The organism is Klebsiella sp. JB_Kp004, assembly GCF_040065795.1.
In the GTDB taxonomy this organism is placed as follows: Bacteria; Pseudomonadota; Gammaproteobacteria; order Enterobacterales; family Enterobacteriaceae; genus Klebsiella; species Klebsiella quasipneumoniae.
Window position 1 is genome coordinate 39720 of the sequence record NZ_JBEAKW010000042.1, and the last position, 15712, is coordinate 55431.

The 15712-nt window shown below is 60.2% G+C and carries 17 protein-coding genes; 8 read left to right on the plus strand and 9 right to left on the minus strand.

What is annotated here, in order from left to right:
- Positions 1-10: 10 nt before the first annotated feature.
- From dhaL to ABLX76_RS17970, 3 genes are all read right to left on the minus strand, one after another.
- Positions 11-643, minus strand: a complete 633-nt coding sequence (gene dhaL / locus ABLX76_RS17960) for a dihydroxyacetone kinase subunit DhaL (RefSeq protein ID WP_086074934.1) — start codon at positions 641-643, stop codon at positions 11-13.
- A gap of 10 nt (positions 644-653) precedes the next feature.
- Positions 654-1724 (minus strand): dihydroxyacetone kinase subunit DhaK, encoded by a 1071-nt coding sequence (gene dhaK / locus ABLX76_RS17965; protein ID WP_348875003.1) that lies wholly within the window; start codon positions 1722-1724, stop codon positions 654-656.
- A gap of 155 nt (positions 1725-1879) precedes the next feature.
- Positions 1880-2083: a hypothetical protein gene (locus ABLX76_RS17970; protein ID WP_065882674.1), complete on the minus strand. Its 204-nt coding sequence runs from the start codon at positions 2081-2083 to the stop codon at positions 1880-1882.
- Positions 2084-2334: 251 nt separating this feature from the next.
- Between ABLX76_RS17970 and ABLX76_RS17975 the strand changes: the two genes are divergently transcribed.
- Entirely contained in the window at positions 2335-3432 is a 1098-nt protein-coding gene (locus ABLX76_RS17975) for a glycerol dehydrogenase (protein ID WP_008806556.1), read from the plus strand.
- A gap of 101 nt (positions 3433-3533) precedes the next feature.
- Positions 3534-5459: a dihydroxyacetone kinase operon transcriptional regulator DhaR gene (gene dhaR, locus ABLX76_RS17980; RefSeq protein WP_044524806.1), complete on the plus strand. Its 1926-nt coding sequence runs from the start codon at positions 3534-3536 to the stop codon at positions 5457-5459.
- Here the strand turns inward: dhaR and ABLX76_RS17985 are convergent.
- The 4 genes from ABLX76_RS17985 to ABLX76_RS18000 are packed head-to-tail and all read right to left on the minus strand — an operon-like array spanning position 5437 to position 7955.
- A complete protein-coding gene (locus ABLX76_RS17985; protein WP_109546892.1) occupies positions 5437-5967 on the minus strand; it encodes a cob(I)yrinic acid a,c-diamide adenosyltransferase in 531 nt (176 codons plus the stop codon). The two genes, dhaR and ABLX76_RS17985, sit on opposite strands and share 23 nt — an antisense overlap.
- Complete coding sequence (locus ABLX76_RS17990) at positions 5968-6321, minus strand: glycerol dehydratase reactivase beta/small subunit family protein (protein WP_261902013.1); 354 nt, start codon at positions 6319-6321, stop codon at positions 5968-5970. It lies immediately after the preceding gene.
- Positions 6322-6341: 20 nt separating this feature from the next.
- Positions 6342-7505: a 1,3-propanediol dehydrogenase gene (gene dhaT, locus ABLX76_RS17995; RefSeq protein ID WP_032454132.1), complete on the minus strand. Its 1164-nt coding sequence runs from the start codon at positions 7503-7505 to the stop codon at positions 6342-6344.
- Between the two features lie 21 nt (positions 7506-7526).
- On the minus strand, positions 7527-7955 hold the full coding sequence (locus tag ABLX76_RS18000) for a heme-binding protein (RefSeq protein WP_348875006.1): 429 nt from the start codon (positions 7953-7955) through the stop codon (positions 7527-7529).
- A 415-nt stretch (positions 7956-8370) separates the two neighbouring features.
- Between ABLX76_RS18000 and ABLX76_RS18005 the strand changes: the two genes are divergently transcribed.
- Genes ABLX76_RS18005 through ABLX76_RS18025 form a run of 5 tightly spaced genes read left to right on the plus strand, consistent with a single transcriptional unit; the run spans position 8371 to position 13756 of the window.
- Positions 8371-10038, plus strand: a complete 1668-nt coding sequence (locus tag ABLX76_RS18005; RefSeq protein ID WP_023291059.1) for a propanediol/glycerol family dehydratase large subunit — start codon at positions 8371-8373, stop codon at positions 10036-10038.
- 12 nt (positions 10039-10050) lie between these two features.
- Positions 10051-10635: a propanediol/glycerol family dehydratase medium subunit gene (locus ABLX76_RS18010; RefSeq protein ID WP_348875008.1), complete on the plus strand. Its 585-nt coding sequence runs from the start codon at positions 10051-10053 to the stop codon at positions 10633-10635.
- 2 nt (positions 10636-10637) lie between these two features.
- The gene (locus ABLX76_RS18015) at positions 10638-11063 is read left to right on the plus strand and encodes a glycerol dehydratase small subunit DhaB3 (RefSeq protein ID WP_023291057.1); all 426 of its coding nucleotides are present in this window, start codon (positions 10638-10640) and stop codon (positions 11061-11063) included.
- Between the two features lie 12 nt (positions 11064-11075).
- A complete protein-coding gene (locus tag ABLX76_RS18020; protein ID WP_065882635.1) occupies positions 11076-12899 on the plus strand; it encodes a diol dehydratase reactivase subunit alpha in 1824 nt (607 codons plus the stop codon).
- 53 nt (positions 12900-12952) lie between these two features.
- Entirely contained in the window at positions 12953-13756 is an 804-nt protein-coding gene (locus ABLX76_RS18025; RefSeq protein ID WP_044524799.1) for an MIP/aquaporin family protein, read from the plus strand.
- A gap of 68 nt (positions 13757-13824) precedes the next feature.
- Here ABLX76_RS18025 and hdeB read toward each other — a convergent pair whose 3' ends face one another.
- Together hdeB and ABLX76_RS18035 are read right to left on the minus strand one after the other, a co-directional pair.
- On the minus strand, positions 13825-14130 hold the full coding sequence (gene hdeB / locus ABLX76_RS18030; RefSeq protein ID WP_101992807.1) for an acid-activated periplasmic chaperone HdeB: 306 nt from the start codon (positions 14128-14130) through the stop codon (positions 13825-13827).
- 26 nt (positions 14131-14156) lie between these two features.
- Positions 14157-14732, minus strand: a complete 576-nt coding sequence (locus ABLX76_RS18035) for an HdeD family acid-resistance protein (RefSeq protein ID WP_348875012.1) — start codon at positions 14730-14732, stop codon at positions 14157-14159.
- Between the two features lie 240 nt (positions 14733-14972).
- Here ABLX76_RS18035 and ABLX76_RS18040 point away from each other — a divergent pair, with 240 nt between their 5' ends.
- On the plus strand, positions 14973-15635 hold the full coding sequence (locus ABLX76_RS18040) for a YfdX family protein (RefSeq protein WP_072096602.1): 663 nt from the start codon (positions 14973-14975) through the stop codon (positions 15633-15635).
- Positions 15636-15712 lie beyond the last annotated feature (77 nt).

Below are 15712 nucleotides of genomic sequence, written 5' to 3' on the forward strand. Positions count from 1 at the left end.
CGCGATTTCCTTACTCTTTGGCCGCGGCGGCCAGCATCTGCATCATAAACATCACTGACGTGGCGCCCGGATCCTGATGGCCGATGCTGCGTTCGCCAAGGTAGCTGGCGCGGCCTTTGCGCGCCTGCATGGTGATGGTGCTGTGGGCGCCGGCCTCCGCTGCTTTGCAGGCGGCATCCAGCGCGGCGGCGATCGACAGATGCTGCTCGCTGGACTGGCGCAGGGAGTCCACCACCGGCAGCCAGACGTCGCACATGGTTTTATCCCCTGGCTCCGCTTTACCGCGGTTGACGACGCCGTCCGCGCCTTCGCGGATCATCAGGTACAGTTCGTCGAGGGTCAGGCTCTGGTGGGCCTGAGTGACCTGCGCGGCGCGAATGAAGAAGGTGCCGAACAGCGGGCCGCTGGCGCCGCCGACGTTGGAGAGCAGCGTCATGCCGGTGTTTTTGAGGATAAAGCCAATATCTTTATCGGCAATCGACGGCAGCTTTTCCACCACCTTGCTGAACCCGCGGTGCATATTCAGGCCGTGGTCGGCATCGCCGATCTCTTTATCGAGGCCGGTGAGAAAATCGCTCTCTTTGGTGAAGATATCGCCGCAGCGGTACAGCCAGTCGACGATTTGCATTCTGTTCAGTGACATGTCGTGCTCCTTAGTTTCCCCAGTTCAGCGCCAGGGTATGAACCGGGGCGTCCCATAGCGCCAGCGTCTCATCATCCACTTTCAGCAGGGTGATGGAGAAGCCCGCCATATCCAGCGAGGTGCAGTAGCTGCCGACGAGGTTGCGTTCGATGATGATGCCGGACGCTTCACAGCGCTGGGCGAGCCGGTGATAGACGCCGTACAGTTCGGACAGCGGCGTGGCGCCGAGGTTATTGACCATGGCGATGACCCGGTCGCCGTTTTGTAGCGCGGTTTTGCTCTGCTTCACTTCCTGCCACGCGCCCTTAACGGTATCCCACTGGCGCAGCGTGCGGTTGTAGGCGCCATTCTCCAGCAGGGTATCGAACATCTCATCGACGGTTTGGTCCAGCGAGCTGAAGCGACGGCGGTCGATGCCCGGCTCGCCGTGAATGCCGACGCCGAACTCCATTTCATCGTCCTGCAGGGTAAAGGAGGGTTGTCCGGCGGCCGGTACGGTGCAGGCGCCGAGGGCGATGCCAATGGAGTGGCCGAGATTATTCAGGCGGCGCCCCAGTTCAGCGCAGGCCTCCAGCGAATCGCCGCGCTCGGCGGCAGCGCCGACCAGTTTTTCGATCAGAACGGTATTGGCGACGCCGCGGCGGCCTGCGGTATAGAGACTGTCTTTCACCGCCACGTCGTCGTCGACCACCACGGTGGTGACTTTAATGCCGCTCTCATGCAGCAGCTCGGTGGCGGTTTCGAAGTTCAGGATGTCGCCGGTGTAGTTTTTGATAATCAGCAGGACGCCTTCGCCGCCGTCAATCTGCATCGCGCATTCGAACATTTTATCCGGCGTCGGCGAGGTGAAGATTTCCCCCGGGCAGGCGCCAGAGAGCATCCCCTGGCCGATATAGCCGCAGTGCATCGGCTCATGGCCGCTGCCGCCGCCGGAGAGGAGGGCGACCTTGCCGGCCACCGGCGCGTCGGCGCGGGTGACGTACAGCGGGTCCTGGTGCAGGGTCAGCTGCGGGTGGGCTTTAGCCAGCCCCTGTAATTGTTCATTCAGTACATCTTCAACACGGTTAATCAGCTTTTTCATTATTCAGTGCTCCGTTGGAGAAGGTTCGATGCGGCCTCTCTGCTGGCGGAGGCGGTCATCGCGTAGGGGTATCGTCTGACGGTGCAGCGTGCCTGGCGATATGATGATTCTGGCTGAGTGGACGAAAAAAAGAATGCCCCGGCGATCGGGTTTCATTACGAAACATCACCTGCTGATTTTGTTTCTTTATGGAACGTTTTTGCTAAGGAAACGGTGAAAATGCGAGCTGGCGCGCTTTTTTTCCTCTGCCTTAAGCGCCGGTCATCGCGGCTGGCGCAGCGGGCGGAAAAAAATTTTTTGCTAAATTTCCCCCGGCTGTGGGGAAAAAGCCTGCCGCTAAAGGGGGATGGTAAGGGAATTATGCGGCAGAGGAGCGGATCGGGATCGCAATCCTGACGAAGACTAGGGTTTTTTGTTCCAATATGGAACGTAAAAATTTAACCTGTGTTTCAAATCAGAACAAAAAGGCGAAAGATTTTTTTGTTCCGTGCCGGCCCTACAGTGATCGCACTGCTCCGGTACATTCCGTTGAGGCCGCGCTTTACCGGCCGGCGCGGATAACGCCAGGGCTCATCATGTCTACATGCGCACTTATTTGAGGGTGAAAGGAATGCTAAAAGTTATTCAATCTCCAGCCAAATATCTTCAGGGTCCTGATGCTGCTGTCCTGTTCGGTCAATATGCCAAAAACCTGGCGGAGAGCTTCTTCGTCATCGCTGACGACTTCGTGATGAAGCTGGCGGGGGAGAAAGTGGTGAATGGCCTGCAGAGTCACGATATTCGCTGCCATGCAGAACGGTTTAACGGCGAATGCAGCCATGCGGAAATTAACCGCCTGATGGCGATTTTGCAAAAACAGGGCTGCCGCGGCGTGGTTGGCATCGGCGGCGGTAAAACCCTCGATACCGCGAAGGCGATCGGTTACTACCAGAAGCTGCCGGTGGTGGTGATCCCGACCATCGCTTCGACCGATGCGCCGACCAGCGCGCTGTCGGTGATCTACACCGAAGCGGGCGAGTTTGAAGAGTATCTGATCTATCCGAAAAACCCGGATATGGTGGTGATGGACACGGCGATTATCGCCAAAGCGCCGGTACGCCTGCTGGTCTCCGGCATGGGCGATGCGCTCTCCACCTGGTTTGAGGCCAAAGCCTGCTACGATGCGCGCGCCACCAGTATGGCCGGGGGGCAGTCCACCGAGGCGGCGCTGAGCCTGGCCCGCCTGTGCTATGATACGCTGCTGGCGGAGGGCGAAAAGGCCCGTCTGGCGGCGCAGGCCGGGGTGGTGACCGAAGCGCTGGAGCGCATCATCGAAGCGAACACCTACCTCAGCGGCATTGGCTTTGAAAGCAGCGGCCTGGCCGCCGCCCACGCGATCCACAACGGTTTCACCATTCTGGAAGAGTGCCACCACCTGTATCACGGCGAGAAAGTGGCCTTCGGCACCCTGGCGCAGCTGGTGCTGCAGAACAGCCCGATGGACGAGATTGAAACCGTGCTGGGCTTCTGCCAGCGCGTCGGCCTGCCGGTGACCCTCGCGCAGATGGGCGTCAAAGAGGGGATCGACGCGAAAATCGCCGCGGTGGCGAAAGCCACCTGCGCGGAAGGGGAAACCATCCACAATATGCCGTTTGCGGTGACCCCGGAGAGCGTGCACGCCGCTATCCTCACCGCCGATCTGTTAGGCCAGCAGTGGCTGGCGCGTTAATTCGCGGTGGCTAAACCGCTGGCGCCGGTCGGCGGTCTTTCTTTCTCCCCTCTGGCAGCGGCTGCCGGAGGGGTTCTCTATGGTAAAACGCGGAAAACAGTATGACTGTTCAGACTCAGGATACCGGGAAGGCGGTCTCTTCCGTCATCGCCCAGTCATGGCATCGCTGCAGCAAGTTTATGCAGCGCGAAACCTGGCAAAAACCGCACCAGGCCCAGGGCCTGACCTTTGACTCGATCTGTCGGCGTAAAACCGCGCTGCTGACCATCGGTCAGGCGGCGCTGGAGGACGCCTGGGAGTTTATGGACGGTCGCCCCTGCGCGCTGTTTATCCTTGATGAGACCGCCTGTATTCTGAGCCGCTGCGGCGAACCGCAAACGCTGGCGCAGCTGGCTGACCTGGGGTTTCGCGACGGCAGCTACTGCGCGGAGAGCATTATCGGCACCTGCGCGCTGTCGCTGGCCGCGATGCAGGGGCAGCCGATCAACACCGCCGGCGATCGGCATTTTAAGCAGGCCCTGCAACCATGGAGCTTTTGTTCGACGCCGGTGTTCGATAACCACGGGCGGCTGTTCGGCTCTATCTCGCTTTGCTGTCTGGTGGAGCACCAGTCCAGCGCCGACCTCTCCCTGACGCTGGCCATCGCCCGCGAGGTGGGCAATTCCCTGCTCACCGACAGCCTGCTGGCGGAATCCAACCGCCACCTTAATCAGATGTACGGCCTGCTGGAGAGCATGGACGACGGGGTGATGGCGTGGAACGAACAGGGGGTACTGCAATTTCTCAATGTTCAGGCGGCGAGACTGCTGCATCTTGATGCCCAGGCCAGCCAGGGAAAAAATATCGCCGATCTGGTGACCCTGCCGGCGCTGCTGCGCCGCGCCATCAAACACGCCCGCGGCCTGAATCACGTTGAAGTCACCTTTGAAAGCCAGCACCAGTTTATCGACGCGGTGATCACCTTAAAACCGATTGTCGAGTCGCAAGGCAACAGCTTTATTCTGCTGCTGCACCCGGTGGAGCAGATGCGGCAGCTGATGACCAGCCAACTGGGCAAAGTCAGCCACACCTTTGAGCAGATGTCAGCCGACGATCCGGAAACCCGGCGGCTGATCCACTTTGGCCGCCAGGCGGCGCGCGGCGGCTTTCCGGTACTGCTGTGCGGTGAAGAGGGGGTGGGGAAAGAGCTGCTGAGCCAGGCCATCCACAATGAAAGCGAGCGGGCGGGCGGCCCCTACATCGCCGTCAACTGCCAGCTGTATGCCGACAGCGTGCTGGGCCAGGACTTTATGGGGAGCGCCCCCACCGATGATGAAAATGGCCGCCTGAGCCGCCTTGAGCTGGCCAACGGCGGCACCCTGTTTCTGGAAAAAATTGAGTATCTGGCGCCGGAGCTGCAGTCCGCCCTGCTGCAGGTGATTAAGCAGGGAGTGCTTACCCGCCTCGACGCCCGCCGCCTGATCCCGGTGGATGTGAAGGTGATCGCCACCACCACCGTCGATCTGGCCAACCTGGTGGAACAGAACCGCTTTAGCCGCCAGCTGTACTATGCGCTGCACTCTTTCGAGATCGTCATTCCGCCGCTGCGCGCCCGGCGCAACAGTATCCCGTCGCTGGTGCATAACCGGCTGAAAAGCCTGGAGAAGCGTTTCTCTTCCCGGCTGAAAGTGGACGATGACGCGCTGGCCCAGCTGGTGGCCTACTCGTGGCCGGGAAATGATTTTGAGCTTAACAGCGTGATAGAGAACATCGCCATCAGCAGCGATAACGGCCACATTCGCCTGAGCAACCTGCCGGAATATCTCTTTTCCGATCGGCCGGGTGCCGATAGCGGCTCATCGCTGCTGCCGGCCAGCCTGACCTTTAGCGCCATCGAAAAAGAGGCCATCATCCACGCCGCCCGGGTGACCAGCGGGCGGGTGCAGGAGATGTCGCAACTGCTGAATATCGGCCGCACCACCCTGTGGCGCAAAATGAAGCAGTACGATATCGACGCCAGCCAGTTCAAGCGCAAGCATCAGGCCTAGTCTCCTCGATACGCGCCATGGAGAACAGGGCGTCCGACAGACGATTGCTGTAGCGTTTGAGCGCGTCGCGCAGAGGGTGCGAGCGGTCCATGGCCGTCAGCAGACGTTCCAGCCGACGGGCCAGGGTGCGCGCCACGTGCAGCTGGGCGGAGGCGAGATTCTTCCCCGGGATCACAAACTGTTTCAGGGGGCCGCTTTCGGCCATATTGCGGTCGATAAGTCGCTCCAGGGCGGCGATCTCCTCCTCGCCGATCGTCTGGCTCAGGCGGACCAGGCCCCGCGCATCGCTGGCCAGTTCGGCCCCCAGCGCGAACAGCGTCTCCTGAATCTGATGCAGACTTGCCCGCAGCCCGGCGTCGCGGGTGGTGGCGTAGCAGACGCCCAGCTGGGATATCAGTTCATCGACGGTGCCGTAGGCCTCGACGCGAATATGGTCTTTCTCGATGCGGCTGCCGCCGTACAGGGCGGTGGTGCCTTTATCTCCGGTGCGGGTATAGATACGGTACATTCAGCTTCTCTCACTTAACGGCAGGACTTTCACCAGCTGCCCGGCGTTGGCGCCGAGCGTACGCAGATGATCGCGGCTATCGGTGACGTGCCCGGTCGCCAGCGGCGCGTCCGCCGGCAGCTGGGCATGGGTTAGCGCGATCTCGCCGGCTGCGCTGAGCCCAATGCCCACCCGCAGCGTCGAGCTTCTGGCCGCCAGGGCGCTCAGCGTACCGGCGTCACCGCCTTCGTCGCAGGATACGGTCTGGCAGGGGACCCCCTGCTCCTCCAGCCCCCAGCACAGCTCATTGATGGCGCAGGCATAGTGCCCGCGCGGATCGTAAAACAGGCGTACGCCCGGCGGTGAAAGCGACATGATGGTCCCCTCGTTAACACTCAGAATGCCTGGCGGAAAATCGCGGCAATCTCCTGCTCGTTGCCCTTACGCGGGTTCGAGAACGCGTTGCCGTCTTTCAGGGCCATCTCCGCCATGTACGGGAAGTCGGCCTCTTTCACCCCCAGATCGCGCAGATGCTGCGGAATCCCGATATCCATCGACAGACGCGCGATGGCGGCGATAGCTTTTTCCGCCGCATCGAGGGTCGACAGTCCGGCGATATTTTCGCCCATCAGTTCGGCGATATCGGCGAATTTTTCCGGGTTGGCGATCAGGTTATAGCGAGCCACGTGCGGCAGCAGGACGGCGTTGGCCACGCCGTGCGGCATGTCGTACAGCCCGCCCAGCTGATGCGCCATGGCGTGCACATAACCGAGGTTGGCGTTATTGAAGGCCATCCCGGCCAGCAGAGAGGCGTAGGCCATGTTTTCCCGCGCCTGAAGATTGCTGCCGAGGGCGACGGCCTGGCGCAGGTTGCGGGCGATGAGGCGGATCGCCTGCATGGCGGCGGCGTCAGTCACCGGGTTGGCGTCTTTAGAGATATAGGCCTCTACGGCGTGGGTCAGGGCATCCATCCCGGTCGCCGCGGTCAGGGCGGCCGGTTTGCCGATCATCAGCAGCGGATCGTTGATGGAGACCGACGGCAGGTTGCGCCAGCTGACGATCACAAACTTCACTTTGGTTTGGGTGTTGGTCAGGACGCAGTGGCGGGTGACCTCGCTGGCGGTGCCGGCGGTGGTGTTGACCGCGACGATGGGCGGCAGCGGGTTGGTCAGGGTCTCAATCCCGGCATACTGATAAAGATCGCCCTCATGGGTGGCGGCGATACCGATGCCTTTGCCGCAGTCGTGCGGGCTGCCGCCGCCCACGGTGACGATAAGGTCGCACTGCTCGCGGCGAAACACGGCGAGACCGTCGCGCACGTTGGTGTCTTTCGGGTTCGGCTCGACGCCGTCAAAGATCGCCACCTCGATACCGGCCTCTCGCAGATAATGCAGAGTTTTATCCACCGCGCCATCTTTTATCGCCCGCAGGCCTTTGTCGGTAACCAGCAGGGCTTTTTTACCCCCCAGCAGCTTGCAGCGTTCACCGACCACGGAAATAGCGTTGGGGCCAAAAAAGTTAACGTTTGGCACCAGATAATCAAACATACGATAGCTCATAATATACCTTCTCGCTTCAGGTTATAATGCGGAAAAACAATCCAGGGCGCACTGGGCTAATAATTGATCCTGCTCGACCGTACCGCCGCTAACGCCGACGGCACCAATTACCTGCTGATTTAAAATAACCGGCAGGCCGCCGCCAAAAATAATGATTCGCTGTTGATTGGTCAGCTGCAGACCATACAGAGATTGTCCGGGCTGAACCGCTGGCGTAATTTCATGGGTGCCTTGTTTCAGGCTGCAGGCGCTCCAGGCTTTATTCAACGAAATATCGCAGCTGGAGACAAAGGCTTCGTCCATCCGCTGGACAAGCAGCGTGTTGCCGCCGCGGTCAACCACGGAAAATACCACCGCTACGTTGATCTCATTAGCTTTTTTCTCCACTGCCGCCGCCATTTTCTGGGCGGCGACCAGGGTGATAGTCTGAATGTGTTGGCTCTTGTTCATGATTATCTCCCGCGCCAGGGTAATGCTGACGCGAATAGTCAGTAGGGGGCGAAAGTAAAAAAACTATCGCCACGCGGTTGGCTTAATTTATTTTTCTCAGCGTTATTTTGTCGCCCGCCATGATTTAGTCAACAGGTCTAAAAAGGCCTCAGAAAAACGCGGTGGCGGGCTTTTTTTATTAATTGATTTCTATCAATGCGGGCGATCACATTTTTTATTTTAACCGTTGCGGCGGGGTTTCATAGTGAAACTGTTTGCCGATATAACGTGCCAGATTGAAACAAAATTAATTTTATTTTTTTCACCAGGGGCTCCTTTAAAGTTCCGCTATTGCCGGTAATGGCCGGGCGGGCAGCGACGCTGGCCCGGCGTGTTCGCTACCGTCTGCGGATTTCACCTTTTGAGCCCATGAACAATGAAAAGATCAAAACGATTTGCAGTACTGGCCCAGCGCCCCGTCAATCAGGACGGGCTGATTGGCGAGTGGCCTGAAGAGGGACTGATCGCCATGGAAAGCCCCTTTGACCCGGTCTCGTCGGTCAAAGTGGAAAACGGTCGGATCGTCGAGCTGGACGGCAAGCGCCGGGACCAGTTTGATATGATCGACCGGTTTATCGCCGACTACGCGATCAACATTGAGCGCACGGAGCAGGCGATGCGTCTGGAGGCGTTGGAGATAGCCCGCATGCTGGTGGATATCCACGTCAGCCGGGAGGAGATCATCGCCATCACCACCGCCATCACCCCGGCCAAAGCGGTTGAAGTCATGGCGCAGATGAACGTGGTGGAGATGATGATGGCGCTGCAAAAGATGCGCGCCCGCCGAACGCCCTCCAACCAGTGCCATGTCACCAACCTGAAGGATAATCCGGTGCAGATTGCCGCCGACGCCGCCGAGGCCGGGATCCGCGGCTTCTCCGAGCAGGAGACCACGGTCGGTATTGCGCGCTATGCCCCGTTCAACGCCCTGGCGCTGCTGGTCGGCTCGCAGTGCGGCCGCCCCGGCGTGTTGACGCAATGCTCGGTGGAAGAGGCCACCGAGCTGGAGCTGGGCATGCGTGGCTTAACCAGTTACGCCGAGACGGTGTCAGTCTACGGCACCGAGGCGGTATTTACCGACGGCGATGACACCCCATGGTCAAAGGCGTTCCTCGCCTCGGCCTACGCCTCCCGGGGGCTGAAAATGCGCTACACCTCCGGCACCGGCTCCGAAGCGCTGATGGGCTATTCGGAGAGCAAGTCGATGCTCTACCTCGAATCGCGTTGCATCTTCATTACCAAAGGCGCCGGGGTGCAGGGTCTACAGAACGGGGCGGTGAGCTGCATCGGCATGACCGGCGCCGTGCCCTCGGGCATTCGGGCGGTGCTGGCGGAAAATCTGATCGCCTCCATGCTCGACCTCGAAGTGGCCTCGGCCAACGACCAGACCTTCTCCCACTCGGATATCCGCCGCACCGCGCGCACCCTGATGCAGATGCTGCCGGGCACCGACTTTATTTTCTCCGGCTACAGTGCGGTGCCGAACTACGACAACATGTTCGCCGGCTCGAACTTCGATGCGGAAGATTTTGATGATTACAACATCCTGCAGCGCGACCTGATGGTTGACGGCGGACTGCGTCCAGTGACCGAGGCGGAAACCATCGCCATTCGCCAGAAAGCGGCGCGGGCGATCCAGGCGGTCTTTCGCGAGCTGGGGCTGCCGCCGATCGCCGACGAGGAGGTGGAGGCCGCCACCTACGCGCACGGCAGCAACGAGATGCCGCCGCGTAACGTGGTGGAGGACCTGAGCGCGGTGGAAGAGATGATGAAGCGCAATATTACCGGCCTCGATATTGTCGGCGCGCTGAGCCGCAGCGGCTTTGAGGATATCGCCAGCAATATTCTCAATATGCTGCGCCAGCGGGTCACCGGCGATTACCTGCAGACCTCGGCCATTCTCGATCGACAGTTCGAGGTGGTGAGCGCGGTCAACGACATCAATGACTATCAGGGGCCGGGCACCGGCTATCGCATCTCCGCCGAACGCTGGGCGGAGATCAAAAATATTCCGGGCGTGGTCCAGCCCGACACCATTGAATAAGGCGGTATTCCTGTGCAACAGACAACCCAAATTCAGTCCTCTTTTACCCTGAAAACCCGCGAGGGCGGGGCGGCTTCTGCCGATGAACGCGCCGATGAAGTGGTGATCGGCGTCGGCCCCGCCTTCGATAAACACCAGCATCACACCCTGATCGATATGCCCCATGGCGCGATCCTTAAAGAGCTGATTGCCGGGGTGGAGGAAGAGGGACTTCACGCCCGAGTGGTGCGCATTTTGCGCACGTCCGACGTCTCCTTTATGGCCTGGGATGCGGCGAACCTGAGCGGATCCGGGATCGGCATCGGTATCCAGTCGAAGGGGACCACGGTCATCCATCAGCGCGATCTGCTGCCGCTCAGCAACCTGGAGCTGTTCTCCCAGGCGCCGCTGCTGACGCTGGAGACCTACCGGCAGATTGGCAAAAACGCCGCGCGCTATGCGCGCAACGAGTCACCTTCGCCGGTGCCGGTGGTGAACGACCAGATGGTGCGGCCGAAATTTATGGCCAAAGCCGCCCTGTTTCATATCAAAGAGACCAAACATGTGGTGCAGGACGCCGAGCCCGTCTCCCTGCACGTCGACTTAGTAAGGGAGTGACCATGAGCGAGAAAACCATGCGCGTGCAGGATTATCCGTTAGCCACCCGCTGCCCGGAGCATATCCTGACGCCCACCGGCAAACCATTGACCGACATCACCCTCGAGAAAGTGCTCTCTGGCGAGGTGGGCCCGCAGGATGTGCGGATCTCCCGGCAAACCCTTGAGTACCAGGCGCAGATTGCCGAGCAGATGCAGCGCCATGCGGTGGCGCGCAATTTTCGCCGCGCGGCGGAGCTTATTGCCATCCCTGACGAGCGCATTCTGGCTATCTATAACGCGCTGCGCCCGTTCCGCTCCTCGCAGGCGGAGCTGCTGGCGATCGCCGACGAGCTGGAGCACACCTGGCATGCGACGGTGAATGCCGCCTTTGTCCGGGAGGCGGCGGAAGTGTATCAGCAGCGGCATAAGCTGCGTAAAGGAAGCTAAGCGGAGGTCAGCATGCCGTTAATAGCCGGGATTGATATCGGCAACGCCACCACCGAGGTGGCGCTGGCGTCCGACGACCCGCAGGCGAGGACGTTTGTTGCCAGCGGGATCGTCGCGACGACGGGCATGAAAGGGACGCGGGACAATATCGCCGGGACCCTCGCCGCGCTGGAGCAGGCTCTGGCGAAAACGCCATGGTCAATGCGCGATGTGTCTCGCATCTATCTTAACGAAGCCGCGCCGGTCATTGGCGATGTGGCGATGGAGACCATCACCGAGACCATTATCACCGAGTCAACCATGATCGGTCATAACCCGCAGACCCCGGGCGGGGTGGGCGTCGGCGTGGGGACGACCATCGCCCTCGGCCGGCTGGCGACGCTGCCGGCGGCGCAGTATGCCGAGGGGTGGATCGCGCTGATTGACGACGCTGTCGATTTCCTTGACGCCGTGTGGTGGCTCAATGAGGCGATCGACCGCGGGATCAACGTGGTGGCGGCGATCCTCAAAAAGGACGACGGCGTGCTGGTGAACAACCGCCTGCGCAAAACCCTGCCGGTGGTGGATGAAGTGACGCTCCTTGAGCACGTGCCCGAGGGGGTGATGGCGGCGGTGGAGGTAGCCGCGCCGGGGCAGGTGGTGCGGATCCTGTCGAATCCCTACGGCATCGCCACCTTCTTTGGGCTGAGCCCGGAGGAGACCCAGGCCATCGTCCCCATCGCCCGCGCGCTGATTGGCAACCGCTCAGCGGTGGTGCTCAAGACCCCCCAGGGCGACGTGCAGTCGCGGGTGATCCCGGCGGGCAAGATCTACATCAGCGGCGAAAAGCGCCGTGGAGAAGCCGATGTCGCCGAGGGCGCGGAGGGGATCATGCAGGCGATAAGCGCCTGCGCTCCGGTACGCGACATCCGCGGCGAACCGGGCACCCACGCCGGCGGCATGCTCGAGCGGGTGCGCAAGGTGATGGCGTCCCTGACCGGCCATGAGATGAGCGCGATCCACATCCAGGATCTGCTGGCGGTGGATACATTTGTTCCGCGCAAGGTGCAGGGCGGGATGGCTGGGGAGTGCGCCATGGAGAATGCCGTCGGGATAGCGGCGATGGTGAAATCGGATCGTCTGCAGATGCAGGTTATCGCCCGTGAGCTGAGCGCCCGACTCCAGACTGAGGTGGTCGTGGGCGGCGTGGAAGCCAACATGGCCATCGCCGGGGCGTTAACCACGCCGGGCTGTGCGGCGCCGCTGGCGATCCTCGACCTCGGCGCCGGTTCGACGGATGCGGCGATCGTCAGCGCGGAGGGGCAGATCGCCGCGGTGCATCTCGCCGGGGCGGGAAATATGGTCAGCCTGCTGATTAAAACCGAGCTGGGTCTCGAGGATCTTTCGCAGGCGGAAGCGATAAAAAAATACCCGCTGGCCAAAGTGGAAAGCCTGTTCAGTATCCGCCACGAGAATGGCGCAGTGGAGTTCTTCCGGGAAGCCCTCAGCCCGGCGGTGTTCGCCAAAGTGGTGTACATCAAGGAGGGCGAACTGGTGCCGATCGATAACGCCAGCCCGCTGGAAAAAATTCGTCTTGTGCGCCGCCAGGCGAAGGAGAAAGTGTTTGTTACCAACTGCCTGCGCGCGCTGCGCCAGGTCTCCCCCGGCGGTTCCATTCGCGATATCGCTTTTGTGGTGCTGGTGGGCGGCTCATCGCTGGATTTTGAGATCCCGCAGCTTATCACCGACGCCCTGTCGCACTACGGCGTGGTCGCCGGGCAGGGCAACATTCGGGGAACAGAAGGGCCGCGCAATGCGGTCGCCACCGGGCTGGTGCTGGCCGGACATGCCGATTAAGCCGGCGCTCGCGCCAGCCTCTCTCTATAACGTGCTATTTCAGGATGCCAATGATGAACCAGACTTCTAGCTTAACCGGGCAGTGCGTGGCCGAGTTTCTTGGCACCGGACTGCTCATTTTCTTCGGCGCGGGCTGTGTCGCTGCGCTGCGGGTCGCCGGAGCCAGCTTTGGCCAGTGGGAAATCAGTATTATCTGGGGCCTCGGCGTCGCCATGGCCATCTATCTGACGGCTGGCGTCTCCGGCGCGCACCTTAATCCGGCCGTCACCATTGCCCTGTGGCTGTTCGCCTGTTTTGAACGCCGTAAAGTACTGCCGTTTATTGTCGCCCAGACGGCCGGGGCATTCTGCGCCGCCGCCCTGGTGTACGGGCTCTATCGTCAGCTGTTTCTCGATCTTGAACAGAGCCAGCATATCGTTCGCGGTACCGTCGCCAGCCTTAACCTGGCCGGGGTCTTTTCTACCTACCCGCATCCGCATATCACCTTTTGGCAGGCGTTTGCCGTAGAGACCACCATCACGGCGATCCTGATGGCGATGATCATGGCTCTGACCGACGACGGCAATGGCATCCCGCGCGGGCCGCTGGCGCCGTTGCTGATTGGCTTGCTGATCGCCGTGATCGGCGCGTCGATGGGGCCGCTAACCGGCTTTGCGCTGAATCCGGCGCGTGATTTCGGCCCTAAACTGTTTACCAGTCTGGCCGGCTGGGGCGCGATGGCTTTTACCGGCGGGCAGTCGATACCCTACTTTTGGGTGCCGCTGCTGGCGCCGGTGGTGGGGGCGATTATGGGAGCGTTTTTATACCGCAAGCTTATCGGCCACCATCTGCCGTGCGAATGCGCTAGCGATGAGTGAGACGTTGCCCGCCGCATCACGGCGGGCAACGAGGTTAACGTCCCCCGGCGAGTCGCCGGGGATCAGGGTTATTTCTTGATGACCACATTGAGCTCACCGAGTTTGGCGGCGGGGTTCTTGTGGCACTGCTGCAACATTTTCGGCACCGAAACGGTCTCGACTTCATGCCAGTCGACGTAGTCCCCGCCGCTGAAGTCGGTGTTGCGGTTCACCACCCAGAAGGCCACCGGGGTCATGCTTTTTGGGTTCATATCCATAAACTCCTGACAGGTCATATTCTGCGGTGTGGTTTCCAGAACCGCGAACGCCGGGCTGGTCATCAGACAGAATGTGGTGGCCGCTACGGTCAGTACGAGTACTTTAGGCAAATTCATTTTCTTCTCCAGTGACAAAATAGGGCTTAAGCCTGGGCGTGCTTCATTTTATTGCGCAGGACCAGCAAGCCGATGGCGCTAAATATCATTTCAACGCCGATAAAGGCGGTAATAAATATCCAGCTTTGCTGCGGATTCATGGCCAGCCACAGGCAGGCGATAAGTAAATCCAACAGGCCGATAAAAATATTCCAGCCGGCGCCGCTTTGTTTTCGGGTTTGAAATCCGTTGACGATGCGGGAAATACCGCCGAGAACAAATAAAAAGCCGAATAAGAGGGCCAGGCTGCTCATGCCGTTAAGAGGATTAACGACAAAGCTCAGGCCGAGCACGATCCAGGCGATGGCGAAGATCAGCGCCACCAGGCGTGATTTCCAGTGCTGCTGGCGGAAGACGATCAGGCTGTACAGTGAGTAGAAGCCGCAGATCATCAACAACATGCCGGTCACCGTGGCGAGATACCAGCCGGCGACCAGCGGCCAGGCCAGGCAACAGGCCCCGCAGATAAACAGCAGCGCGGCCATCAAGCCGGCATGCCGTTTATATCGAATGAAGACGCGTGGGTTAAACGCATTTAAGGTGTAATGGCTAAACATAAACATAATTGCTCCGCAGATCCCGGTTGCCGGCCTGACGCTGAATAAAATGCGTCATGCTTTATTCAGCGGGCCAAAAGAAAGGTCTGAGGAAAATAGTAGGCCGCGCTATCGGCAGGCGTAAATAAGAGCGCTGAGGTGACTTTATACGCCTTGTCTGACAGCTGTCAGACAAGGCCCGCAATATTCCTTCCGGGCTCTGATTCTCAATGCCCATGATATTTTTTAAGCTGGCTGCGTTTGGTGATGCTTACCGATTTTAATCAGGAGTTAACGATGAAAAAAGTCATTCTGGCGAGCCTGCTGGCAACCATGATGGGTACCTCTCCGGTGTGGGCAGCAGATAGCGCGACGGCAGCGCCAGCCGCGGCAGCCACAGCGCAGGTGCAGAAAGAAGCCGCCGATGTGCTGCAGGTGGCGGTACAGGGCGCGAACGCGATGCGCGACGTCCAGTTCGCCCGTCTGGCGCTGTTCCATGGCCAGCCGGATAGCGCTAAAAAACTGACTGACGACGCCGCCGCGCTGCTGGCCGCCGATGACGCCAGCTGGGCGAAGTTTGTGAAAACCGATGCTAAAGCCAAAATGATCGCCGATCGCTATGTGGTCATTAACGCCTCTATCGCTCTGTCTGAAGACTATGTAGCCACGCCGGAAAAAGAGAGTGCCATTAAATCCGCTAACGAAAAACTGGCGAAAGGCGATCAGAAAGGGGCTATCGATACCCTCCGTCTGGCCGGTATTGGCGTAATTGAGAACCAGTATCTGATGCCGCTCAACCAGACCCGTAAGGCGGTGGCGCAGGCGCAAGACCTGCTGAAAGCTGGAAAATATTACGAAGCGAATCTGGTGCTGAAAGGCGCTGAAGAGGGCATCGTGGTGGACAGCGAGATGCTGGTGGCAGGCAACTGATACCTGTTCCACCCTGAGAGAGCGCAGAGGAAGAAACTGACAAGGATGTCCCCTTAACGGCCGGGCAGGCGGACTGC